Source organism: Parapedobacter koreensis (assembly GCF_900109365.1).
Taxonomy (GTDB): Bacteria; Bacteroidota; Bacteroidia; order Sphingobacteriales; family Sphingobacteriaceae; genus Parapedobacter; species Parapedobacter koreensis.
Genome location: NZ_FNZR01000002.1, coordinates 541,311 through 566,444 on the forward strand (window position 1 = coordinate 541,311; position 25,134 = coordinate 566,444).

Sequence of the window (25,134 nt, forward strand, 5' to 3'; positions counted from 1 at the left end):
ATCCCATAACGACGATTTGCATGAGTTGGTTTAGACGTGAAAAGGCCGGAATAAGTACGGCAACCGAGCACAAAAAGGAAGCACCCGATGGCCTATGGAACAAGTGCCCATCTTGCAAAAAGCCTCTATTGAATATCGAACAAATTGAAAACAAGTATGTATGCCATTACTGCGGTTATCATTTACGCATTGGTTCTGCTGCCTACTTTTCTATTCTTTTCGATGACAACCAATTTACCGAGCTGTTTGCGGATTTACGTTCGGGTGATCCGCTTCACTTCGAAGACACCAAAAAATATACCGAGCGGCTGGAGGAAAGCTATGCCAAAACAGGCCTGAACGATGCCATCCGTTGTGCACATGGTAAAATCGAAGGACAAGATTTGGTATTGGCATGCATGGATTTCACATTCATTGGTGGATCGATGGGTTCTGTGGTCGGCGAGAAAATCGCCCGATCCATTGATTATTGCTTAAAACATCAGATTCCGTTTATGCTCATAGCTAAATCCGGCGGAGCGCGTATGATGGAAGCGGCTTTTTCCCTGATGCAAATGGCCAAGACTTCGGCTAAATTGGCCCTCTTGAACGAAGCCAAAATACCGTATATTTGTCTATTGACCGACCCTACCACAGGCGGTGTCACAGCATCTTACGCCATGCTCGGTGACATCAACATCGCCGAACCCGGTGCACTCATCGGTTTTGCCGGCCCCAGGGTAATCAAGGAAACCATCAAAAAGGATTTACCGAAAGGTTTCCAGACATCCGAATTTTTGCTTGAACATGGCTTTTTGGACTTCATCGTCGATCGCCGCGAGCTCAAGCAAAAAGTAGCCTTATTCCTGAGGATGGTAAAATAGGAAAGGATATATACCGTTATTGCCCTACAACATGGCGGTCATGCGCGTATAAACACAAAACAATTAATTTTGTTTTGAATTCTAACATTTTTTCACATATTTGCGTCGTTCAAACTAAGTACCTTTGTTACCGAGCTCCGTATAACCCATTATAGGACTAATCGAAACAATGCGAATGGCGAAAACGAAGTACCATTACAATTCACATACGCTGAAGTATGAGAAAGTAAAAACAACCACTAAAACCTTGGCACTACGAGTTCTTGGGTTTTTCACCAGTTCCTTTGCATGTGGAATAGCTTTGCTTTATGTAGGTTTTACCGTTATCGATTCTCCGAAGGAAAAACAACTCAAACGGGAAGTAGATCAAATGGCACTGCAATATAACATCATGCAGGAACGCCTAAAACAAATTGACGCTGCATTGGAAAATATGCAACATCGGGATGACAACATCTATCGCATCATCTTCGAAGCAGATCCCATTGACCCCGATGTCCGCAAGGCAGGTTTCGGAGGTGTAAATCGTTATAAAAGCCTGGAACATTTTAGCAATTCTGACCTCATGGTCGAAACAGCCAAAAAACTCGACTATATATCCAAAGCGTTATACGTACAGTCCAAATCATACGATGATTTAACGGAAATGGCCAAATCCAAAGCAGAGATGATGGCAAGTATCCCCGCTATCCAGCCTGTGGACAGCCGAAAAACCCGAGCCGGCGTCTCGGGTTTTGGCATACGTATACACCCCATTTACAAAATCCGAAAAATGCACGCCGGAATCGATTTCACAGCGCCGGTGGGCACACCGATATATGCCACTGGCAACGGCAAAGTAGAATCAGTAGGCATTGACGGGGGTTATGGACGTCGCATTGTTATCAATCATGGATACAACTATAAGACGCTTTACGGCCACATGAGCCGTTTTGCAGTAAAGGCTGGCCAACAGGTGAAACGTGGCGACCTCATCGGCTATGTAGGGAATACAGGCACTTCAACAGGCCCCCATCTGCATTACGAAGTACACAAAAATAACCAGCCTGTAAACCCCATCAACTTTATTTACAACGACCTTACGCCTACTGAATATGTGGCCATTTTGGAAGCAGCATCACAGGAAAACCAATCCTTTGATTAACCTGCGCAAAAAAAATACCGGGTTTGTGTAAAAATTCGGGTGTAATTGTATCTTTGCAAGAAGGACTGTTTCATTTCTCTTCTTAATACATGCCATATAAAGAGCGCGAAATAACTAAACTTTATTACACAATGGGCGAAGTGACGACCATGTTCGGTGTCAATGCATCCCAGATACGGTTTTATGAGCGTGAGTTTGACATCATACAGCCCAAGAAAAACAAAAAGGGCAACCGACTGTTCACCCCTGAAGATGTTGCCAATTTAAAAATTATCTTCAACTTGGTCAAAGACAAGGGGTATACCCTTCAAGGCGCTCGCGACTACCTGAAAAACAACAAGGGTGAAGCACGCGAAAACCAACGGGTTATTGACTCACTCCAACGGTTGAAAGCTTTTTTGCTGGAAGTACGGGATAGCCTTTAATCATTTACGCCAATCGGCTGCTTTTGCTCCGATGATAATCGGATAAATTCTTCAACTTTTTCGACCATTTCAGTACTCCCAATAAAGATCGGTGTACGTTGATGCAACGATTCCGGTTGAATGCCAAGTATCCGGCAATATCCGTCGGTAGCCTTTCCTCCCGCCTGTTCAACAATAAATGCCAACGGATTGCATTCATACATCAATCTTAGTTTACCTTTCGGGTGTGATGAAGTGGTGGGATAAAGAAAAATCCCTCCTTTAATCAAATTGCGATGGATATCGGCAACCATCGAACCAACGTAACGCGAAATAAACGGCCGTTGGGTGATCTGGTCTTCCACTTGGCAATATTTAATATAGTCCTTTACACCTTGTGGGAATTTAATATAGTTGCCCTCATTGATGGAATAAATCACGCCATTGCGCGGAATTTGCATATTGGGGTGGGACAGGCAAAATTCACCGATTGAAGGGTCAAGCGTGAAGCCATTTACACCTTTGCCCGTGGTATATACCAACATTGCCGAAGAACCATAAACCACATATCCCGCCGCCACTTGGCAGACACCTTGCTGAAGGACTTCTTTTAACTGCACAGGTCCTTCGGTAGTCGTGCGTCTATAAATCGAAAAAATGGTTCCCACAGACACATTTACATCGATATTAGATGAACCGTCTAATGGATCAATGCAGACAATGTATTTTGCGTTTTTTGATATCTCCGAATGGATAAAAATACAATCACCGTGCTCTTCGGAAGCGACCACGCAGCACTCACCGCCGCTACGCAATGCCGAGATGAACTGCTCATCAGCATACACGTCCAGTTTTTTCTGCCCTTCCCCCTGTATGTTGGTCGTACCATTGTCGCCGAGGATATCAACGAGGCCGGCTTTGTTGACCTCTCGATTCACAATCTTTGCCGCAATACCAATGTCGCGCAGCAGCCTTGATAACTCCCCTTTGGCATAAGGAAAGTCCGCTTGTTTTTCAATAATGAATTGTCCCAGGGTAGTCACTGTGGTCATAAAATGAAATCAGTTAGTGTATTAATATTATTTCATACACCACAAAAATATAGACCAAAAACCAACAAAACAAAGATTTAAAAATATCTTAGTGTAAAACTATCCTTTACCTTCCTGCTAGTTCGATAACCTCTAATTGCTCAATACGATTATCATTGATGCTAAATCGTAAAAGCGTGCGAACCTTATGCCAACCTTGTTTTCCCGCAGCGCCCGGATTGAGGTGAAGGCATTGTAACTTTTGGTCATACAACACTTTAAGGATGTGCGAATGGCCACAGATAAAAAGCTTAGGAGGGTGGCGGTAGATGGTATCCCTTACCAATGGGGTATAGTGTCCTGGATATCCTCCTATATGGGTCATCCACACATCCACCGCCTCACAAGTAAACCGTAAGTTTTCCGGATAGACAGTGCGGATATCCTGTCCATCGATATTCCCATATACGCCCTTTAAGGGTTTGAAAGCAGCCAACGTATCCGCTATGGCAATGTTTCCGAAATCGCCGGCATGCCAGATTTCATCGCAAGATTCAAAATGCCGGAATATCGCATCGTCGAGGTAGCCGTGTGTATCTGAAAGCAATCCAATCTTGGTCATACTGGCTGCTAATATAAGAATTCCTAAAATGCCAGGAAAAAGTCTTCCAGTAACTTACGGTATGCGCCACTATAGACGCCTTTGTCTTCATAAATTATAAAATCCTGTTTGTCCCATATTCCCGCATGAGGCATTTTACCGATGGCCAACAAATGGCGTATCACCGGTGCCGACCCAAAAGAACGGATATATTTTTCGCCCTGCATAATTAGCTGGCATTCTGTTGATACTTTGGCCCTTACCTGCCCTGCCAACAAAGTAGGGAGGATAAGCTGCAAACTTCCCTCATGGCTGAGCCAACGGGCCGATCGCATTAATAATGCTGTAAAAAAGGTCATATCGGTATGCCTGGCCAGTTGCTTGCGCGCATCAGTATTCTTAAGTGAATGCAAAAAAAAGGGCGGGTTAGACACAATTAAATCATACGATCCAGTGGGTTCAAAATCCTCCAATGCCACGGCATATGCCGTAGTCCGTGCGGCGTAAGAAGAAGCAATGAAATTCTTTCGTGCGGCATCGGCAGCTATGGGATCAATTTCTATCGCATCAATTGTGGCTGAAGGAAACCGTTGGGCAAGCATTAAAGCAATAACGCCGGTACCTGTTCCAATATCTAACACGCGCATCGGATTAGGGACAGTGGCCATGGCACCTAATAATACGCCATCGGTATTGATTTTCATAGCACACCCTGTCTGATCAATGGCAAACCGCTTAAACCTGAATACAGCCATACAGATCTCCAAAGTTAGTAGAATATTTCAAAGCAAGCTCGCCGCAGCGAGCGGAGTATGCATTATTTATTTGATAAAGTCATGGATAGTTTCTAACATTGTATAGACGCTTGCATGCTGATTATGGATTTTGTAAATCTTAGGCTTATTTTTCTTCTATCTGAAAACAATTGATCGCTATCAAAAAAATAACATGCACATTGCAGGTTTCCATCCGGTGGTTTGCCGAGGGGCAGACGATTCCAAAACAAAGATTCATCTGAGCAAATGTCAAAAAAAGTGCCCGCCTACAACGCTGGCAGGACCGTCGTACGACAGGTAGGAATGATTATAACGGGATAAACTAATGATGAAAAATTTTCGATACGGCACGGATAAGCTAACCATAGGAACTGCCATGGCACTCACACGCGGTGAATTGCATGGAACATTGTCTGCCAAAGCCAGGCACAAGATTGACCAATCTGCTACATTTGTGGACAGCATCGTATCCCAAAATGAGGTGGTCTATGGCATCAATACCGGATTCGGCCCATTATGTGATACCATCATCTCGGCTGAGGATACCACTAAGCTGCAGCACAATCTCCTCAAAAGCCATGCGGTAGGCGTGGGCAATACGCTTTCCAAGGATATTGCAAAAACCATGATGGTTATCAAAGTACAATCGCTGGCACAGGGGTATTCTGGCATACGGCTGCGTACACTTGAACGCATCATTTGGATGGTTGAACAAAACATCATTCCCGTTGTTCCCGAACAGGGATCCGTTGGTGCTTCGGGCGATCTTGCGCCACTTTCTCATCTTTTCTTGCCACTTATCGGCCTTGGCGAGGTATACTACCAAGGCTATATCATGTCTGCCGAAGAAGCATTAAGGGCGCAGGGAATGTTGCCGCTCCAACTCGGCCCGAAGGAGGGGTTGGCCTTGATTAATGGCACACAATTCATTGCAGCCCACGCAGTCCATGCGTTGTACCGGATGCATAATGCACTAGAAGCTGCCGACATTATCGGTGCCATGTCCCTTGAAGGGCTGATGGGTTCTTACAAACCATTTGATGCCCGCCTGCATCAAATCCGGCCCTTCCCCGGCAACCAATTGGTAGCCCATCGCCTTTGGGAGCTGCTTCACAAATCCGAAATTGCCAATTCGCATCCGGATTGCGGCCGTGTACAAGACCCTTACTCTTTGCGCTGTATGCCCCAGGTACACGGGGCATCACGTACCGCATGGCTTCATCTCAAAGAACTTACCGAAATAGAAATTAATGCTGTGACAGACAATCCCATTGTCTTAGGGGCACAGGAAGCCATCAGCGGCGGAAATTTTCATGGACAGCCCTTAGCAATTGCCCTTGACTATGCTACGGTAGCGGCAGCTGAATTAGGCAATATAGCTGACCGTCGGAGCTACCTCATTATCGAAGGGCGCTATGGACTACCCAAATTACTCATCCAGGATGCTGGGTTAAATTCCGGGTTCATGATACCGCAATACACAACCGCAGCTTTGGCTTCAGAGAATAAAAGCCTGTGTTTTCCAGCCAGTGCAGATAGCATCCCCACCTCGCTGGGGCAAGAAGATCACGTATCTATGGGATCCATCAGCGGACGTAAATTGAATAAAGTCATAGACAACCTCGAATACATCCTGGCAATAGAACTATTGTATGCAGCGCAAGCAATGGATTTTCGGCGTCCGCTCAAATCCTCCGAAGTATTGGAATCTTGCCATGAGCTCGTAAGAACCAAAGTGCCTTTTGTCAATAGTGATCGTATTTTTTCCTATGATATCAAAAAGCTACATCAGCTAATCAGCAGTGGTTCATTCGTGCGCAAAGCAAACGAAGCAGCCGAAAATTACGGCTATCACCTCAATAAAACGATTTATGATGCCTTCAGTATAGGCTAAGCTTCGAACTTGTATCCAACGCCTTTGACCGTAGAGACATAATTCTCGCCAATTTTTTCCCGAAGTTTACGGATGTGAACATCAATGGTGCGGTTGGTCACAACCACCGAATCTTCCCAAATGTTTTTCAGGATAACTTCTCTTGTGTACACTTTACCGGGCTTGGACGCCAGCAAATAGAGCAATTCAAATTCTTTTTTGGCCAGCACAATCTTTTCCCCGTTTTTGAACACTAAAAACGCTTCCCGATCGATAACAAGATTAGCAATTTCCAATTTTTCATTTGGGAGCTCCTCACTCTGCGCGTTGCGCCGGAGGATGGCATTGATACGGCTCAACAGGGCACGAGGCTTAATGGGCTTGGCGATATAGTCATCAGCCCCTACATTGAAGCCTGCGATCTCCGAATATTCTTCGCTACGGGCCGTCAAAAAGACCATAAATGTGCTTTTGAACTCCGGCATGGCCCGCATGATGCGACAGGCCTCAATACCGTCCATCTTGGGCATCATGACATCGAGGATGATCAAATCCGGCATGATCTTCTTTGCTGTGGTGACAGCTTCTTGTCCATTGGACGCCGTATAAACTTGATAGCCTTCGCGCTTGAGATTATAAGCAATTAACTCTACGATATCCGGTTCATCGTCTACCACCAATATCTTTTGTTTTGCGGTACTCATGGTGTTATTTTTTGCTAAAGTATGTACTTAATGACAAATAATGGTTAAACCAATATTAATAAATCGTTAAACACACCCCTGCTTTAACACTAAAGAAGCACTAATCCAATGTTTTCTTCAAGAAAGTTTCGAGGTCGGCCCCTCTTAAATTCTTAGCAATGATGGTGCCCTGTGGATCGAGCAAATAGGAGGTCGGAATAGCCTGTATCCGGTACAATCCCACCACTTCACTCCCCCATTGCTGTAAGTCTGAAACCTGCGTCCATTCCAATCCATCGTCTCGGATGGCACGCATCCAAGCTCCTGGATTGCCATCCAACGATACACCTAAAATGGTAAATCCCTTATCTTTATAGGTGTGGTACTGTTTAAGGATGTTGGGATTTTCTTCACGGCAAGGTACGCACCACGATGCCCAGAAATCCACCAGCGTATACTTACCTTTAAAATCCGATAACTTCACCGGTTGATTATTCGGCGTAAGCGATTCGAAATCAGGCGCAGGCTGTCCGACGGCCAAGCGTTTCAAACGCGCCATTTCTTCAGAAAATTGCCGCACACGCGCATTGTCTTCCCACCGTCCGGCAATGCGATCGGCGTAGGCTATCAATTCCACTTCAGCGAGCTCCGGATCCAGGGTGCTCATGGCATAAAACCCGGCTAAATCATCATGCTGATTGGCGAACTGTACCGCAGCTTCCGTATATTGCTCCATACGTTTGCGGTATTCTGGGAGAAATTGTTGCCTGAGGTTCATTAATGCGGTATCATCCAGCCCCACCGCCTGGCTTGCAAAAGACTTCTCCAACTCCGCCTGAAAACGTTCCTTTTCGGCAATCGTGCCGGCAAAACTTTTGATTTTTTCTGACAGTGGCGAACCCGAAATTTCATAAGCGTCGTTTTCTTGCATGAGGTCGGCACGGAAGGTCAACCGATCGCCATTTTGAAGGATAAGGTGGTACCTGTTGTTGCCGGCTTCTAACGTAAGCAACCGGGGATGTGATGCCGTGCGATGGAATTTGAACGATCCCCGCTCATTGAGAAATACCGAATCCAATTTCCGATCGCCTTCATAAAGCAATACGGTCTTGATATTTCCGGCATTAGCTACCTGTCCGTCAATCGTAAATTCTTCATTGCCGGCACAGGCCGAAAAAAGTAAGCTTATCCATCCCAATAGGATTACCATTCTACTCATCATCTTCAATAACCTTAGTATAATCACCTATATAACTCCTCGCCTTGGTCAACGCCCTGTCCAAGCCGTTTATATCCTTGCCTCCAGCCGTCGCATAAAATGGCTGTCCACCACCACCTCCTTGTATTTCCTTGGCCAGTTCCCGCACAATCGCACTTGCATTCCAACCACGTTCGTCGACCAAATTGTCGGAAATAACGACGGTAAGTCCCGGCTTCTCGCCAATTGCTGTACCAAATACAAGAAAAAGGTTGTCTATCGATCCTTTCAATGCGTAGGCCAAGGTTTTCGCAGCGTCAGCATTGGGTACATCAATTTTTTGGGACAGGAAGTTAACCCCATTGATATGCTCCAGCTTTGCCGCCAAATCCTGCTTCATGCTGAGCGCACGTTCTGCCACCGCACGCTCTATTTCCTTTCTCAGTAAGCTATTTTCATCGACTACCTTCGTCAATGCTTTGACAAAATCCTTTGGATTGTTGAGCAACTCCTTAAACTTATTGACAATATCGACCTGCTCATGGATAAATTGCTCCGCATGGCTCCCGGTAATCGCTTCTATCCGCCTCACACCGGCAGCCACGGCACTCTCGGTCACGATTTTGAAAAAACCGATCTGTCCGGTAGCACGCACATGTGTGCCCCCACACAGCTCTTTGGAAAATTTATCATCAAAGGTAATTACCCGCACCCGGTCGCCGTATTTTTCACCGAATAATGCCGTTACCCCGGCATCGATGGCTTGCTGGAAGGGCACGTCACGTTCTTCTTTAAGGGGGATATTTTCCCGAATCTTGGCATTGACGATGCGTTCGATCTGCAACAGCTCGTCATCACTGACTTTGGCAAAGTGCGAAAAATCAAACCGCAGGTAGTCCGCATTGACCAACGATCCTTTCTGGTTCACGTGGTTACCCAGCACTTGTTTGAGTGCTGCGTGCAACAAGTGGGTAGCGGAGTGGTTGCTTTCTGTCTCACGGCGTTTGGCCGCATCCACCCGAGCTACAACGGCGCGTGGCAATTCCTTGGGCAAGTGCGGGGTAAAATGCACAATCAATCCATGTTCCTTCTTGGTATCCGTGATGACGAGCTGTTCACCGGTATCAGTAGCCACCAGTACTCCAGTATCGCCCACCTGCCCGCCTCCTTCAGCGTAAAAGGGTGTTTTGGCAAGTACTACCTGATATTGATCAGTACCCTTTGCACTAACCTTCCGGTATTTCAGGATCTCTGTATCGCATACAAGCTGGTCATACCCAACGAACTCCACGCTATCTCCTCCGCGCAGGACAACCCAGTCGCCGGTATCAACGGCCGTGGCGGCTCGGGAACGGTTTTTCTGCGCTTCCAATGCCCGCTGAAAGCCCAACATATCTACATTCAACTTCTTTTCCCGGGCAAGCAGTTCGGTCAAATCTATGGGAAAACCAAACGTATCATACAATTCAAAAGCAAAGTCCCCAGTTATTGCCTGGTTTGAAGCCACATAACTTTCAAAACGTTGCACCCCTGTGACCAACGTACGCAGGAAGGATTGCTCTTCCTCCAGCACCACTTTCTGCACAAACTCCTGCTGCAAAATTAATTCATCGAATACGCCCTCGAATTGTTTGGCCAGCAAAGGCACCAACTCATGCAAAAACGGATCCTTGAAGTGCAGAAACGTATAGGCATACCGCACGGCCCTCCGCAGGATACGACGAATGACATAACCCGCTTTATTATTGGATGGTAGCTGCCCATCAGCGATGGTAAAGCTGATGGCACGGATATGGTCGGCCATTACCCGCATTGCAATATCCGTTTGTTCATTGTCACCATAAGCTATCCCTGCTCGCGCTGCGATGTAGCTGATAAGGGGCTGAAACACATCCGTGTCGTAATTGGAAGCCTTGCCCTGGATAATGCGTACAAGGCGCTCAAAGCCCATGCCGGTATCCACATGCTTAGCCGGAAGCGGCTTCAGCGAGCCATCCTTTTGCCGGTTGAACTGCATAAATACCAGGTTCCAGATTTCGATAACCTGTGGATGGTCGGCGTTGACCAGCGTCCTGCCATCTACCGCCATACGCTCGGCGTTAGGCCGGCAATCCACGTGGATTTCCGAACAGGGCCCACAAGGGCCCATGTCTCCCATTTCCCAGAAGTTATCTTTTTTGTTGCCCAAAAGAATCCGATCCTCGGGAATCACCGCTTTCCAAAAGCCATGCGCTTCTTCATCTTTGGGTAAGCCATCTATGGCATCGCCCTCAAAAATGGTCACATACAACCTATCCTTATCAAGCTTATACACTTCGGTAAGGAGTTCCCAGCTCCACGTGATGGCCTCTTTCTTGAAATAATCGCCAAAACTCCAATTGCCGAGCATCTCAAACAAGGTATGGTGATACGTATCTATCCCCACTTCTTCCAAATCGTTATGTTTGCCGGATACACGCAAACAACGTTGGGTATCCGCCACCCGGGGATATTGCGCTTGCGCCTCCCCCAAAAAAATGTCCTTGAACTGGTTCATGCCAGCATTGGTAAACATCAGCGTGGGGTCGTTTTTGATGACTACTGGAGCTGACGGCACGACTTGATGGCCTTTATTTCTGAAAAAAGTCAAAAATGCTTCACGGATTTCCCTGCTTGTCATTTGAAAAAATGCGTTTGATATTTTCCGCAAACTTAGTCAAAATTGCCTGTTTATACAATTTGTAGCTATTGTAGACACAAAACTGGCAAGCTAATTGCACAGTCGCTTTCAAAAATCACAACTATCGCATAACGAATTACCAAACATGAAAATGAACGTAAAGAAAGCAGGCTTACTTGCAGCAGCAAGTATCCTCGCCGCTAACCAACTTGTTGCCCAAGCCCCCGCTGTCAATGACGTAAAACCCTTTGCTCCGGAATCTGAGTACCGGACGTGGTCTATTGGTGTACATGGAGGGCTTTTAAATCAATCCAACCTCATTGGCATCCGTCGTAGATTTGATAAAGTGGAGCACAACTTCGGATACGGTGTATACGTGAAACGGCAAATTCTTCCGGGTTTTGGCATCCAAGCGGAATACCTGGGTGGAAAAGTTGCCGGTGCCTACAAAGACAACAACAATTCCTTTGAGACCAAGCTACCCTGGTCCGTAGCGCTATCCGCACATGTCACCTTAGCCAACATCAACTGGCGGCATCACCAAGGACTTATCAAACCCTATTTGAATGTCGGCCTAGGCGCACTGGCTTTTGAGCCAACCACTGAAATCAACGGCGTTACAAGGACGTATGACTCGACCACTGAGCTTTTTGTACCGGCGGGCTTAGGATTGAAGTTTGCCGTTGCGCCGGATATCAACATCGATTTGGGCTACCGGATGAGTTTGGTACAGTCAACCGCCTTTGATGGAGTACGCGGAGGTGGTTCGAAAGACATTTTCTCTTACGCCCATGCAGGCGTCGAATTTGCGTTGGGCAATAAATCCAAACCATTCTTGGCCAACAGCAATCCGGTGTCGGGTATGCAAAAAGAATACACAGCGCAGTATGACGAATTGGTGGCACAAAGAGAAGCGCAGCGGGAAGCCTTGGAGGCACAACAAGCGGCAAACGCGAAAATGCAATCGCAAATCGAGCGGTTGTATGCCGACCTTGGCGATGATGACGGAGATGGCGTAGCCAACCGGTATGACAAATGCCCGGATACCCCTGAAAATACCAAAGTAGATGGTGCGGGATGTCCATTACCGGAACCGAAGACGCCCGTGGTACAACAAGTAGTCGTTACCGAAGAGGACCGTCGCGTGGTGGATGAAGCAATTCAAAACCTAGAGTTTGACTTAGGCAAAGCCACGATTCGTCCATCATCCCACGCAAGCCTCAATAAAGTCGCAGCACTATTGATTGAGAAAAACTTCAGTCTCAAACTGGCTGGCCATACGGACAACACCGGTTCCATGCAAACGAATATGCGCCTTTCGAAAGATCGCGCCGAGGCGGTGAAAGCCTACTTGGTCAGCAAAGGAGCCAACCCGTCACGCATTGAAGCCACCGGATACGGTCCATCACAACCCATCGCAAGCAACAATACCGCAGAAGGACGGCAACAAAACCGTCGGGTCGAGTTTACATTATATTAATAAGGAGGCAGAGACCGAAGTCGGGAGTGCGAAGAGAAAGCGCTATAGCTCCCGATTTCGATCTCTGATTTAAATTTTGAATTTCAATTTATTAACCGTACCTTTGCACCGCCTTAGGCAATAGTGCCTATTGTACATATAATATTCATGAACCCATTTATTGAACTGGGAATCCGTCATGATATTGTTAATGCCATCACAGAGTTAGGGTTCGAGAAACCCACTCCCATTCAGGAACAAGCCGTTCCCGTACTTTTGACAGGCAGCAACGATTTTGTCGGATTAGCCCAAACTGGTACCGGCAAAACCGCAGCATTTGGTCTGCCATTATTAGAATTGTTGGACTTTTCGCAGAAACACCCACAGGCGCTGATACTATGCCCTACCCGTGAGTTGTGTTTGCAGATTGCCAAAGACATCGAAAAATTTGCCAAAAACATTCCGAATGTACATGTTGTCGCCGTTTATGGCGGTGCAAGTATCAGCGACCAATTGCGGCAAATCCGTCGTGGTGTACAAATTGTAGTGGCCACACCCGGCCGCATGCTCGACATCATCGGCCGTGACGCCATCGATTTCTCCAACGTAAGGTACGTCGTATTGGATGAAGCTGACGAAATGCTCAACATGGGCTTTCAGGAAGACATCAACAATATCCTGTCCACTACCCCGGACGAGAAAAAAACTTGGCTGTTTTCAGCCACCATGCCCGCCGAGGTGCGGCGGATCGCTAAGAATTACATGACCGATCCGTTTGAACTGACCGTGGGAACCAAAAACAGCGGTAATGCCAATATCGAGCATCACTATTATGTGATACGTGCCCGTGATAAGTATGCTGCTTTCAAGCGCATTGTGGATTCGAACCCTGAGATTTTTGGCATCGTATTCTGTCGTACTAAAGTAGAAACGCAAGAAATCGCCGAAGCACTCATCAAGGACGGCTACAATGCTGATTCGCTACATGGCGATCTTTCGCAACAACAACGCGATAAAGTAATGAAACGCTACCGAGAGCGCAGCCTACAGTTGCTGATTGCTACTGACGTAGCGGCACGTGGTATCGATGTGAATGATGTAACCCATGTGATTAACTTTTCCCTGCCCGACGAAATTGAAAACTACACCCACCGTAGCGGCCGTACGGCCCGCGCCGGCAAAACGGGTATTTCCATTTCATTGGTAAACCTGAAAGAACTTGGCAAAATCCGCCAAATCGAAAAGGTTATCGGCAAATCATTCGTTAAAATGGAAGTACCGAAAGGTGACGCCGTTGTTGAAAAGCAGCTCTTTGCTTTGATCAACAAGGTACATGAGGTCGCCGTAAACGATGATCACATCGATCGGTACTTGCCGAAAATCATGGAAAGTTTTGCTGATTTGAGTAAAGAAGAAATCATTAAGCGTTTTGCCTCCCTGGAGTTCAATCGGTTTTTGGAATACTACCAAAATGCGCCGGATCTCAATGTGGATGCCCACGAAGCGCGTGGCAGCGAACGCAGCAAGGGAAAAACAGATCGTTTCGGCCGTGATGGATATAAATCGGATTACACCCGGCTGTTTATCAACCTCGGCTCTGTGGACGACTTTACCCGAGGCGATATATTGGGCTATATCTGCAATACCACGAGTATCAGTGGAAAAGCTATTGGCAAAATAGACCTCAAAGGGGTGTATACCTTTTTCGAAGTTGAAAATTCATCGGTAGATAAAGTATTCAAGGGCTTCCAAAACATTGATTTCAACGGACGTACAGTACGTGTGGAAAGCGCTGGGGAAGGCCGTGGAGAAAGCCGGGACGAAAAACGAGGCCGATCATTCCGTAATGGCAATGGCAATAACGGTGATGGCGGACGCAAAAGGCGTGATGGCGGAGGTTTCCGCGATTTCGGTGGAAAACGGCGCGAAAAAAGCCGTTGGTAAACCGCCCTGCAAACGGGATAAAAAAAATCCTTGACACGTTGTGTCAGGGATTTTTTTTATCCCGCGTTTGCAAATACCCTTATTCAATATCTGTAATGGGGGAATAAGTGGGCACCAACGATTTCATAATCAACCATCCGATGAGGTATGCTACCGCACAAATGGAGAATATAATAAAGTAACCCGACTCGATACCTTCAAATCCCATGAATTTCATGTTGGTATCCGCCGCGTAATCAAAAAGCACGCCCGACCCCTTATTGATTAAAAATGAACTGACACCGCCTGCCATCCCACCGATACCGGTAATGGTAGCTACGCTGGATTTGGGAAACATATCCCCAATCGTCGAGAAAATATTTGCAGACCAGGATTGATGGGCAGCGCCGGCAATACCGATAATGATCACAGGAACCCATACCGATATACTTCCCAACGGTTGGGCCAATAAGGTCAGTAAAGGAAAAAATGCAAAAATCAGCATGGCTTTCATTCGGCCGGCGTAAGGATTCATGCCCTTCTTTTCGACAAAATAAGTCGGAAGCCACCCACCTATGATGGAAAGCAACGTAAGTGCATAAAGCACGAAGATATATAGGGCACTTTCCGTAGAGTCCAGGTTGTATACAGAGCTGAGGTAAGCCGGTGTCCAGAAAAGGAAAAACCACCAAACGCCATCTGTCATAAATTTGCCAGCAGCAAACGCCCAAGTTTGCCTATAGCCAAACGCCTGAATAAAGGACATTTTCCTTGGCGTCACCAACGGATCAGACTGTTCAACCTTCACCATTACATCATCTTGTTGAATATAAGCCAGTTCGGCCGAACTAACCCTTGAATGCAGATGGGGCTTCTTATACATGAATATCCAAAACCCCATCCATACAAAGCCCAGTGCCCCGATGATGATAAACGAAGCTTCCCAACCGTAAGCCGCTGCAATAAAGGGAATGGTTACCGGTGCAGCCAATGCACCAACCGTCGCCCCGGCATTGAAAATACTCGTGGCAAATCCACGATCTTTTTTCGGAAAATATTCCGCAGTAGCTTTAATGGCAGCAGGAAAATTGCCCGCCTCCCCGATTGCAAGGACAATACGGGCGAAAATGAATAACGTAACACTTACCGATACGACACGGCTAATATCCCCTACTGTACCAATAAGCTCTTTTGCTTCCCCGAAACCAACAAGCCAATTCCCCGTCAGAATGCCGGCTGTGGCTATGCCGCAATAAGCGTGTATACATGCCCCCACCGACCAAACCCCAATGGCCCATAAAAACCCGCGCTTGGTATCCAGCCAGTCAACCAACCTCCCCGCAAACAACATCGAACCGGCATAAACAATGGAAAAAACTGCCGTAATATTACCATAATCGCTGTTTCGCCAATGAAATTCGGGCACAATAAAATCGGTCCAAGTAAGCGATAATACCTGCCTATCCAAGTAATTGATCGTCGTGGCGAAAAAAAGCAGGGCACATATACTCCAGCGGTAGTTAGTCATCGGGGGGGAAGCAGACATAATTAACGTTTTAAAATGATTAGATTTATAAAGGTGTAAACGTTTACAAAAACCAAATATAGAAAGAGTTCCCGACTACTAATCTTTTTTACATGGAAATTCTTCGAAATCGTTTTCGTATTCCTGAGCGTAGCGGCCATCAGCTATTTCCAGCCAAAATATCGATGCGCATTGTTATAACAGATATCTTGGATAATTTGACCAATCCATTCCAAATCGTTTGGTAATTCACCATTTTCTATTTCGGTACCGAAGAGATCACACAATAACCGCCGAAAGTATTCATGCCTCGGAAAGGAGAGAAAGCTCCGCGAATCGGTGAGCATACCTACAAAACGGCTCAATAATCCCATATTGGACAAAGCATTTAGTTGCCTGGTCATACCTTCTTTTTGATCAAGGAACCACCAAGCCGAGCCAAATTGTATTTTGCCCGCCACGGATCCATCGTTGAAATTGCCAATCATGGTGGCCATCAACTCATTATCCGCCGGATTAAGGTTGTAAAGAATGGTCTTGGCCAACTGATCGCGACTATCAAGCCGATCTAAGAACTTCGAAAGCGCTTGACCATGCGCAAAATCGCCAATAGAATCCCAGCCTGTATCTGGCCCAAGTTTGTGCGACATGCGTGAATTATTATTGCGCAATGCCCCTAAGTGAAACTGCTGTACCCATCCCTTCTCTGCATCCCATTGTGCAAACAACAGCAGCATGGCCGACCTGAATTTCCGATGTTCTTTGCCCGATATCGGCTTTCCAGCCAAAGCCTGCGCAAAAATGTGTTCAATCTCCGCGTCGGTATAATCTTCGACGTATATCTCCTCCAACCCGTGATCTGACACCCTACAGCCCATCGATGCAAAGAAATCATGGCGGGATTTTAAGGCTTTATAATAATCTGCCAAGCCGGAAATCGGTGTGCCAGATACCTGTTCCAACATAGTCACGTAGCTTCTAAACTTATGCGGATCACTGAGATTCATTCCCGCATCGGGACGAAATGCGGGGTAAACCGCAATTTCATAGGCTTCATCACGCAATTGCTGATGAAAATCCAGTGGATCCGTTGGATCGTCCGTCGTGCAAATGATTTTCACATTCATGCGCTGTAACAATGCACGAACGTGGTATTCTGAAGATTGAAGCTTCTCCTGAGTTTCGTCAAATATCCGATCCGCCGTAGTTGGATTTAACAGCTCCGCTATGCCAAAATAACGCTGTAATTCCAAGTGTGTCCAATGATACAACGGATTCCGCATGGTATAAGGCACAGTTTCTGCCCACTTACGGAATTTTTCCCGATCGGGCTTATTACCGGTAATATAGCTTTCGTCTACGCCGTTCGTACGCATTGCCCGCCATTTATAATGGTCACCATTGAGCCACACTTGGGTAATATTTTCGAAACCTGTGTTTTCAGCAATCTGCCGGGGTGGCAAATGGCAATGGTAGTCGATGATGGGCATGTCAGCGGCGTAGCCATGGTATAGCGCCTGAGCAGTTTTTGTATTTAAAAGAAAATGTTCGTCCAAAAAAGTTTTCATATCGTTAAGTTCGTTATTCACTAATCACAAAGAGACACCGCGCTTCCATGGAATAAAATCATCTTGATTAAGCATTACAGCTTTTGGCACCACTTCTCCTGAAGCCGCACGTATGCAATATTCCAATATACCTGCTCCCATCTCTTCGATGGTCTGCACCCCAGCTATAATAGGGCCGCAATCAATGTCGATGATATCGGCCATCCGTTGCGCCAGTAAACTGTTTGTAGCCACTTTAATGACAGGGCATATTGGATTGCCTGTAGGGGTACCTAACCCCGTAGTAAACACAATCAGTGTAGCCCCGCTGGCTGCTTTGCCCGTTGTTGCCTCTACATCGTTTCCCGGTGTACATACCAGGTTCAATCCCGGTTTGGTAGCCCGCTCTGTATAATCAAGTACATCCACCACGGGCGAAGTGCCTCCTTTTTTTGCGGCACCATTGCTCTTGATGGCATCGGTGATCAATCCATCCTTGATGTTTCCTGGCGAGGGGTTCATGTGGAAGCCCGACCCCGCCTGCTCAGCAGCAGCCCCATAAGCTTGCATCAAGGAAATAAATTTAAGTGCCGACGCCTCATCCGGCATCCGGTCAAGCAGGTTCTGCTCGGCACCGCACAACTCTGGAAACTCAGCCAATAATACCGTACCCCCCAAAGCAACAAGCAGGTCGGCCGCATATCCGACAGCAGGATTGGCTGAGATACCGCTAAATCCGTCACTTGCGCCACATTTCACGCCTAGGGTCAATTTGCTCAGCGGGGCGGGTTGTCGCATAAGCTTATTTGCCTCTACCAAGCCAAGGAATGTTTGGTGCATGGCATCTGTAATCAATTGCTCTTCACTCCGCGATTGCTGCTGTTCAAAGATGAGTAATGGTTTATCGAACTTCGGGTTTAATGTGTATAAATCATCCAAAAATTGTTGCACTTGCAAGTTTTGGCACCCCAGGCTCAATACCGTCACGCCTGCAACATTCGGATGATTGGCGTAGGCCGCCAATAATTTGCTCAGCACCGCGGCATCTTGACGCGTGCCCCCGCATCCCCCCTGATGATTGAGGAACTTAATCCCGTCTACATTAGAAAACAAGCGATCCACGTTGACTTCCGATTCGCGAATCGTCAACTCCGCATCGACCAGTGATGCACCTTGCTCGTATAGTTCACGCAATAGCCGCGCCTTTGCGCTGTATTTGTCGGTGACCGCATATCCTAATTCATGATGCAAAGCCTCACGGATGACATCGAGATTGCGGTTCTCGCAGAATACAGTAGGCATAAACAACCAATAATTAGCCGTACCCACATGGCCATCATTCCGATGGTAGCCATTGAATGTCCGATCTTGGAATCTCGATATATCCGGCGGAGTCCATCGGTAGTCGTAGGAACGGTACTGGTAGGGCGACGTCGCATGTGCTACATTTTCCGTATTCATCCATTGTCCGGCATGCACTTCTTGCGTCGCCCTGCCGACAATAACCCCATACATCACCACGGCGGCACCCTTTTCCAAATCTGTGGTAAAAAACTTGTGTTTCGCGGCAACATCATCTAATAACTGATATACATGGTCTGCATAAGCGACGACTTCCCCGTCCTTTAGATCCTGCAAAGCTACCAATACGTTATCCTGCGGATGCACTTTCAATACGCGCATGTCCATTTCATGCCTCCTTTTTCAAATGGGCATTCTCTTTCAGTTCCTGGATGACTTGCAAGCCCCCCTTTTGTCGGAGTTGTGCTAAGAAGGAGTTTACCGCTTCCGCAAACCCAGGCAAATCATTTAAATCCATACCCCAGAGGTTTTGCTGACCGAGCACCCTATACACAAACTCGTCACCGTGATAAGCATATCTTATATCCGCTAATACGGTTCCGTATTCGTCAGCCACCGTTTGGTTTTTTTCCATAAAACAGAGGTAACCAGCAAAGCCCAACGCCATATATTGAGGGGAAACCCCGTGCTTTTGTACGAACCGTTGCAATGAAGCCACGTTCCGCATCCGCATCTTTGAGGTATAATTCATGCTGATACTCAACCATTCGTGATTGAGAAAAGGATTGCTGAAACGATCGATGACCTGCTCAGAGAATTCAAATGCTTCGTTGGCTGAAATCTGTTCATCAACTATCGTATCCGTAATCTCCCGTTGCATCAACAATCGTACATAACGTGCGAACAACTCGTGTTGCATGGCTTCCTTTACGGTAGTAAATCCGCAAAGTATTGCCAATCCGCATGAAAAGGTATGGCCACCGTTCAGCAAGCGCAGTTTGAGTTCTTTAAATTTTACAATATTCGGTGTGAGCACCATTCCCTTATCCGCTTGCACAAAAGAAAGCCTATCACGCACTCGCTCACTATCGGATTCGATAGCCCAAAGCCGGAATGGCTCTGCCATAATGGCCAATTCATCGCGATAGCCCAATTTTATTTCTGCATCTTTCGCTTGCGTCGCGGAAAGCTTGCCAGGCACAATGCGATCCACGAGGGTTGTGCAAAAGTCATTTGCCGCCTCCAGCCAATCGATAAAATTATCGTCCAGGCCATGTATGTGTGCTAGATCCAAGACGATTGACTTCAATTTTGTGCCATTGTCACTGATTAACTCGGTAGGCAAAATCACCCATCCTTTTGCCATATCCCCATTAAAAAAGTGAAAGCGCCTATATAACAAGGCTGTCAGTTTACCAGGAAACGAACGTGGCGGAGCAGCCCATAAATCGTCGTGTTCATCCAATGCAATACCCACCTCAGTGGTATTCGAGATGACAACTGTCAAATCAGGATTTTCAGCCCTGCTAAGCACTTCATCCCATTGCTCCGTTGCGGAGAGTACATTGGTAATCGCTGATATAACGATATGTTCCTGGACTATTTTTCCTTGGTGGATCCCATTTACGTGCAACGTATACATCCCCTCTTGTTGAGTAAACATATCCGTGCTTCCATTATCAGTAGATTTAACGACCACTATCCGCCCATCAAAACACCCCATTTTGTTCGCCTTATCAATGAAATAATCGGGCAGTCCCCGGAGCAGCACACCTGTGCCAAATTGAAGCACCTTTTCTGGCCCGGAATTCACCTTAACTAACCGTCTATTTAATAATTTCATTCGCGCCTATTTATTTTCAGAGCTTTGTGTAAACAAATCCAATGGCTTTGCTTTCAATCATCATGGGTCTGCTGTACTATATAAGTTTGCTGGTGCAATTTTACAGCTAACCGAATAACTGGCGAAACAATTGAATCATTATAATTGCGCAATCGTTACCGGTAACGATTGCGCAATTGAAATTGAACATATAATGATAACTGTGGATTTACTGATCACTGAAGGTTGTGAACAATTGGTTGATAGTTGCGGCATCCCACTTACTGCCCGAGTGTATCAATACCTGGTAGTTAAACCGCGTGGATGTGTCTTTGGCCAACTTGAAGTCCAATACGTCCTTCCCCCCACTTAGTTCTTTTTGTCCTAAGGGATTCGCGGCGAATAACCCATACCCACGAGCATGCCAATACGTCGGGAATCCGGGGTTCTGCGGATGATCAAGAATGACAAGGGCAACATCTTCACCTCCGAGGGTACCGTTGAGCGTTACCCATTTGCCGCGCGTCCCCCACACTTCGTCTCCCACTACTCCCTCACTGCTGATGTATTGCCCCGTCAAGCCCTCATTATTTGCTTGCGTCACTTCAGTGACAATGCCATTAGCGTCGGTAAATGTTGCCGGCTCATCGGAAGGATGTTCAAGTTCCCGGGCAACCCGTATACCCAGTACCCCTTCTTTATTGTCTTCCATGGACACGGCGGTTAAAGCGGTCAATTGGATATCCAGCCCAATCGCTGTTGTCTGCTCATCGACGACGTTGAAAACATACCGCGTCTTCTCGCGTAGTAAACTGTCTCCCTGTGGCCCCACCCAGTATTTGGTCACTTCAAGCCTACCCTCGTCGCCTGAACTTTCCAGTTTGTCTACAGCGGCATGGATGATGCTACCGTATCCCGCCTGTTTTTCTGCGGGAATAGCCGTGGAATTATTCCAGAAGTCCAATCCATTCACATTGCCGTAGTTAAACCAAAGGCCGATGTGGTGGGGATGATCTGTTCGTTCGTTGGCCCGTGGTGCTACGGGCCATCCCCGTGTAACAAAATGCCCGCCTGCTGTACGCAATGGGAATAAAACCGGCTTCTTCAAGCTATCGGCATAGCAATACGATGTATAAGGCTGTCCATCAAGCAAAATATCAATGCTTTTAAGCTCGGGGTGTTCCACAAAAGAAAACCTCCCGATCTGCCCGTCTTGTCCAGCCTCTTTTTGCTGTTGGCTGCACGCCGCGAAGAAGAAAGACATCGCCATTGCAACCGTAATCATACTTATTGGATTGCGTTTCATGTTTTTCTTGATGGTTAAGAAATGACAACTTCTTGCTTATCGTCATCAAAAGTTACCCGTTTGCCTGTTTCATAAGCGGTACGCCCCATGATATTAGCTACTGAATGGTTATATCCAGCCACAACGTCAGCATTAGGCGTTTTCCTGTTCCGTACGCACTCCATCCAATTGAGCATATGCAAGGAAGTCATTGGATCGCCACCGGTGTTGGCAGAAGTTTCCATTTTTGCTGCATTTGCCAATGTAAACGGTTCGAGGAGATTCTCTTTCATGTCCATCTCGGCGGCCATGCGCCCTGTAAGGCCTCCTTCGGGGGTTACTTGGTTGGTATCCAAATTTAACGAGCCTGCATTGGAGAAATATAGTTCTTTCACATCACCCGCCGAATTGGTAAACCTTGAGGAATAAAGCACTTGGAACCCTTTAGCAGGATCGCCGTTCGGGCCGTAATCCATTACAGCGGTCAACGTATCCGGGTTTGTGCGGCCGTCGTTCCACATATAGACACCGCCATTGGCGACTACACTACGCGGATGTGGCAAGTCAGTAAACCAATGCACGGTATCAATTTGATGTGCCATCCATTGCCCGAAAATACCAGAGGAATACGGCCAGAACAACCGATATTCGAGGTATTTCCGGGGATCCCAAGCGACTTTTGGCCGGTTCATCAGAAAACGATCCCAGTCAGTATCCTGTTCGCGGATTTCTTTGGTCAATTGCGGCAAACGCCAGCGGCCCGGTTGGTTTACGTTCCATGTCATTTCGACCATTTTGATGTCGCCGAATTTTCCAGATCGGATATATTCATTGGCCGCTATATAGTTTGGAGCACTGCGACGTTGAGAACCAACTTGCAAAATTTTCCCCGTTTCTTCGACGGCCTTACGCACAACCTTGGCATCTTCAAGCGTCTCGGCCAGCGGTTTCTCCACATAAACATCCTTTCCATGGCGTACAGCATCAGCAGCTATCAGGGCATGCTGGAAGTCTGCGGTGCTGATGATGACGGCATCTACATCCGTGCGAGGGAAAAGTTCATCATTATTCCTATATTTTGCGATTTCCATGCCTGCTTTTTCCTTGACATACGCATAAGCCTCGTCACGACGCCGGTTCCATAAATCCGAAACCGCCACAAATTCGAAGTTTTGTGCCTTCGCGTGATCCAAGAAACAGGGGAACAGCGAACTTCTGAACCGATTGGAAAACCCAACAATGCCGACCCTAACACGGTCGTTTGCACCTAAAATTCGTGCATAACTTTTGGCACTGAATCCCATTGCGGAAAGTCCGATAACGCCTGCTCCTAACGAAGCTGTCTTGATAAAATCTCTACGAGAATGCTGATGTTTGTTTTCCATTTTACTGTTATTAATTGGTTGCATTAATTGATTTATATAATTGGATGCCGTACAATCAAAATTCAGCAAAATAACTCACTTACACACCTTTTATCTGAAAAAATTCAGTGTCCGCGCCATCAAATCACCAATTAGGATTTTGATCAATATTAGGATTTGTATTCAACTCATTTTGTGGTATTGGAAAATAGGCGTGCCTGGCCAAATTGAAGTATTCGCGCCCTTCTTTATCACTATTAGCAATCTCTTGTTCCAAAAGCCCCCAACGCCTCAAATCATAAAACCGCTGCCCTTCCCTAAAAAATTCAACCATACGTTGGTGGCGGAGCTCGGCCATCAGTTCGTCGCGGTTCAACCCGGTAGGTAGATTTGCCAATTTGGCTCTGTTCCTGATCCGGTCGATCAGTGGATACGCCTCATTTTCCCTGTCCTGCATAATCAATGCTTCCGCATACAGCAAAAGGACATCAGCATACCGAAGCGCCTTCTCGTTGATTTCGGAAGAACCGTCGATTCCTTCGTTATTGTTCCGCCAATTTTGGTATTTCCTCACCTTAGATTGCTTGCCGAATACCAGCTCGAACTCACTAAATGGCCTGTTATAAAACATTGCGCCCGGATAATCCCACACGATGGAAGCATACATACGGGGATCAAAATCGCCATCTACCGTCTTTTCTTTCTGAAACTCATTGAACATTTTATTGGTAGGGTGCATCTGGAACCATCCGCCTACCTCCGCAGGGGCATTGCCATACGCGATGACTACACCTTGTGATTCATTTGCGTTTTCTGCAGCCCATCCATCAGCACCTCCTACATTCTGTACTTGGATTTCAAACAACGATTCCACGTTGTTGTCGTATTCTTTAAGGAAGTTCTGCTCATAATCCGCCAAAAGATCATAGGTGTAAGGTGCCATAGGCTGGCCATTTGGCTGGGCCAGCAATTTAAACTCATTTTCGGCTTCCGGCCATTTACTTTGGTAAACATAAGCTTTGCCCAAATATCCGATGGCAGCACCTTGGGTAGCCCTGCCCACCCATTCGGGCGGATATGAACGAGGCAAATCCGCCTTCGCTTCTTCAAAGTCACTGATTACCTGGGCCCATACTTCTTCTTCCGATGATTGTGCTGCGAAATATTCCTCACGAGATTTGGGCACACTCGTGTGGATAGGAACAGCCCCAAAATTGATCACCAGGTGGTAATAATTGAGTGCTCGTAAGAATTTTGCTTCTGCAATAAACTGACGTTTCAGTTCCTCTGAGATTTCAGCATTGGGTACATTTTCGATGACTTGATTTGCTCGGAAAATCCCGGTATAGGCACCGGTGAATAAATATCCGGGAATGCTCGTCGTGGGACTATTCGTAAATGTTGAAAGCTGATACATATCCCGGTTATCATTCCGGATAAAAAAATCATCACCCCTTCCGCTCTGTAACTGTACCACACGATACCCCCAATAACCATTTGTCGTTTGTTTGAGGTATTTATAGGTTGCAGCCAATCCGGTCAAAACATCATTTTCGGTTTTCCAAAAATTTTCTTGCGTCACCACGTTCGGATTCACTTGATCAAGTGAACTCTCGCAGCCAACTAAGCTCAACACAAGAATTAAAATATAGGCTATTCTTTTCATTTCAAGTTG

At 46.6% G+C, this 25,134-nt stretch carries 19 protein-coding genes; 6 read left to right on the plus strand and 13 right to left on the minus strand.

Features of this window, described 5'->3' with window-relative positions; all coding sequences use genetic code 11:
• Positions 1-20: 20 nt before the first annotated feature.
• The 3 genes from accD to BMW65_RS06605 all read left to right on the plus strand — a co-directional run bounded on the left by accD (position 21) and on the right by BMW65_RS06605 (position 2,432).
• Complete coding sequence (accD, locus tag BMW65_RS06595) at positions 21-863, plus strand: acetyl-CoA carboxylase, carboxyltransferase subunit beta (protein WP_090603800.1); 843 nt, start codon at positions 21-23, stop codon at positions 861-863.
• Positions 864-1,038: 175 nt separating this feature from the next.
• The gene (locus tag BMW65_RS06600) at positions 1,039-2,007 is read left to right on the plus strand and encodes a M23 family metallopeptidase (RefSeq protein ID WP_090603802.1); all 969 of its coding nucleotides are present in this window, start codon (positions 1,039-1,041) and stop codon (positions 2,005-2,007) included.
• An 89-nt stretch (positions 2,008-2,096) separates the two neighbouring features.
• Positions 2,097-2,432: a MerR family transcriptional regulator gene (locus BMW65_RS06605; RefSeq protein WP_090603805.1), complete on the plus strand. Its 336-nt coding sequence runs from the start codon at positions 2,097-2,099 to the stop codon at positions 2,430-2,432.
• Here BMW65_RS06605 and fbp read toward each other — a convergent pair.
• The 3 genes from fbp to BMW65_RS06620 all read right to left on the minus strand — a co-directional run bounded on the left by fbp (position 2,429) and on the right by BMW65_RS06620 (position 4,798).
• Positions 2,429-3,463, minus strand: coding sequence for a class 1 fructose-bisphosphatase (gene fbp / locus BMW65_RS06610; protein ID WP_090603808.1), 1,035 nt, complete (start codon positions 3,461-3,463; stop codon positions 2,429-2,431). The two genes, BMW65_RS06605 and fbp, sit on opposite strands and share 4 nt — an antisense overlap.
• A gap of 106 nt (positions 3,464-3,569) precedes the next feature.
• A complete protein-coding gene (locus BMW65_RS06615; protein WP_090603810.1) occupies positions 3,570-4,064 on the minus strand; it encodes a metallophosphoesterase family protein in 495 nt (164 codons plus the stop codon).
• 23 nt (positions 4,065-4,087) lie between these two features.
• Positions 4,088-4,798: a tRNA1(Val) (adenine(37)-N6)-methyltransferase gene (locus BMW65_RS06620; protein WP_090603812.1), complete on the minus strand. Its 711-nt coding sequence runs from the start codon at positions 4,796-4,798 to the stop codon at positions 4,088-4,090.
• A 346-nt stretch (positions 4,799-5,144) separates the two neighbouring features.
• Between BMW65_RS06620 and hutH the strand changes: the two genes are divergently transcribed.
• Positions 5,145-6,713, plus strand: coding sequence for a histidine ammonia-lyase (gene hutH, locus BMW65_RS06625; protein WP_090603814.1), 1,569 nt, complete (start codon positions 5,145-5,147; stop codon positions 6,711-6,713).
• Here the strand turns inward: hutH and BMW65_RS06630 are convergent.
• From BMW65_RS06630 to alaS, 3 genes are all read right to left on the minus strand, one after another.
• Positions 6,710-7,396, minus strand: coding sequence for a response regulator transcription factor (locus tag BMW65_RS06630; protein ID WP_090603816.1), 687 nt, complete (start codon positions 7,394-7,396; stop codon positions 6,710-6,712). The two genes, hutH and BMW65_RS06630, sit on opposite strands and share 4 nt — an antisense overlap.
• A 100-nt stretch (positions 7,397-7,496) precedes the next feature.
• Positions 7,497-8,597: a TlpA disulfide reductase family protein gene (locus BMW65_RS06635; RefSeq protein ID WP_245747523.1), complete on the minus strand. Its 1,101-nt coding sequence runs from the start codon at positions 8,595-8,597 to the stop codon at positions 7,497-7,499.
• Positions 8,587-11,232 carry an alanine--tRNA ligase gene (gene alaS, locus BMW65_RS06640; protein WP_090603820.1) on the minus strand — a complete coding sequence of 882 codons (2,646 nt, stop codon included), beginning with the start codon at positions 11,230-11,232 and terminating at the stop codon, positions 8,587-8,589. The genes BMW65_RS06635 and alaS overlap by 11 nt, the downstream gene beginning before the upstream one ends.
• A gap of 145 nt (positions 11,233-11,377) precedes the next feature.
• Here alaS and BMW65_RS06645 point away from each other — a divergent pair, with 145 nt between their 5' ends.
• A complete protein-coding gene (locus tag BMW65_RS06645; protein WP_090603822.1) occupies positions 11,378-12,712 on the plus strand; it encodes an OmpA family protein in 1,335 nt (444 codons plus the stop codon).
• A 147-nt stretch (positions 12,713-12,859) separates the two neighbouring features.
• Positions 12,860-14,635, plus strand: coding sequence for a DEAD/DEAH box helicase (locus BMW65_RS06650; RefSeq protein WP_090603824.1), 1,776 nt, complete (start codon positions 12,860-12,862; stop codon positions 14,633-14,635).
• Between the two features lie 79 nt (positions 14,636-14,714).
• Here the strand turns inward: BMW65_RS06650 and BMW65_RS06655 are convergent, their stop codons facing one another.
• From BMW65_RS06655 to BMW65_RS06685, 7 genes are all read right to left on the minus strand, one after another.
• The gene (locus BMW65_RS06655; protein WP_090603826.1) at positions 14,715-16,160 is read right to left on the minus strand and encodes an MFS transporter; all 1,446 of its coding nucleotides are present in this window, start codon (positions 16,158-16,160) and stop codon (positions 14,715-14,717) included.
• A 143-nt stretch (positions 16,161-16,303) separates the two neighbouring features.
• Positions 16,304-17,707, minus strand: a complete 1,404-nt coding sequence (gene uxaC, locus BMW65_RS06660; RefSeq protein WP_090603828.1) for a glucuronate isomerase — start codon at positions 17,705-17,707, stop codon at positions 16,304-16,306.
• Between the two features lie 24 nt (positions 17,708-17,731).
• Entirely contained in the window at positions 17,732-19,375 is a 1,644-nt protein-coding gene (locus BMW65_RS06665; RefSeq protein WP_090603830.1) for a UxaA family hydrolase, read from the minus strand.
• Between the two features lies 1 nt (position 19,376).
• Positions 19,377-20,831: a tagaturonate reductase gene (locus tag BMW65_RS06670; protein ID WP_090603832.1), complete on the minus strand. Its 1,455-nt coding sequence runs from the start codon at positions 20,829-20,831 to the stop codon at positions 19,377-19,379.
• Positions 20,832-21,039: 208 nt separating this feature from the next.
• The gene (locus tag BMW65_RS06675; protein ID WP_218145354.1) at positions 21,040-22,095 is read right to left on the minus strand and encodes a DUF6807 domain-containing protein; all 1,056 of its coding nucleotides are present in this window, start codon (positions 22,093-22,095) and stop codon (positions 21,040-21,042) included.
• 35 nt (positions 22,096-22,130) lie between these two features.
• A complete protein-coding gene (locus BMW65_RS06680; RefSeq protein ID WP_090604293.1) occupies positions 22,131-23,480 on the minus strand; it encodes a Gfo/Idh/MocA family protein in 1,350 nt (449 codons plus the stop codon).
• A gap of 124 nt (positions 23,481-23,604) precedes the next feature.
• Positions 23,605-25,125, minus strand: a complete 1,521-nt coding sequence (locus tag BMW65_RS06685; RefSeq protein ID WP_090603834.1) for a RagB/SusD family nutrient uptake outer membrane protein — start codon at positions 25,123-25,125, stop codon at positions 23,605-23,607.
• Positions 25,126-25,134: the final 9 nt, after the last annotated feature.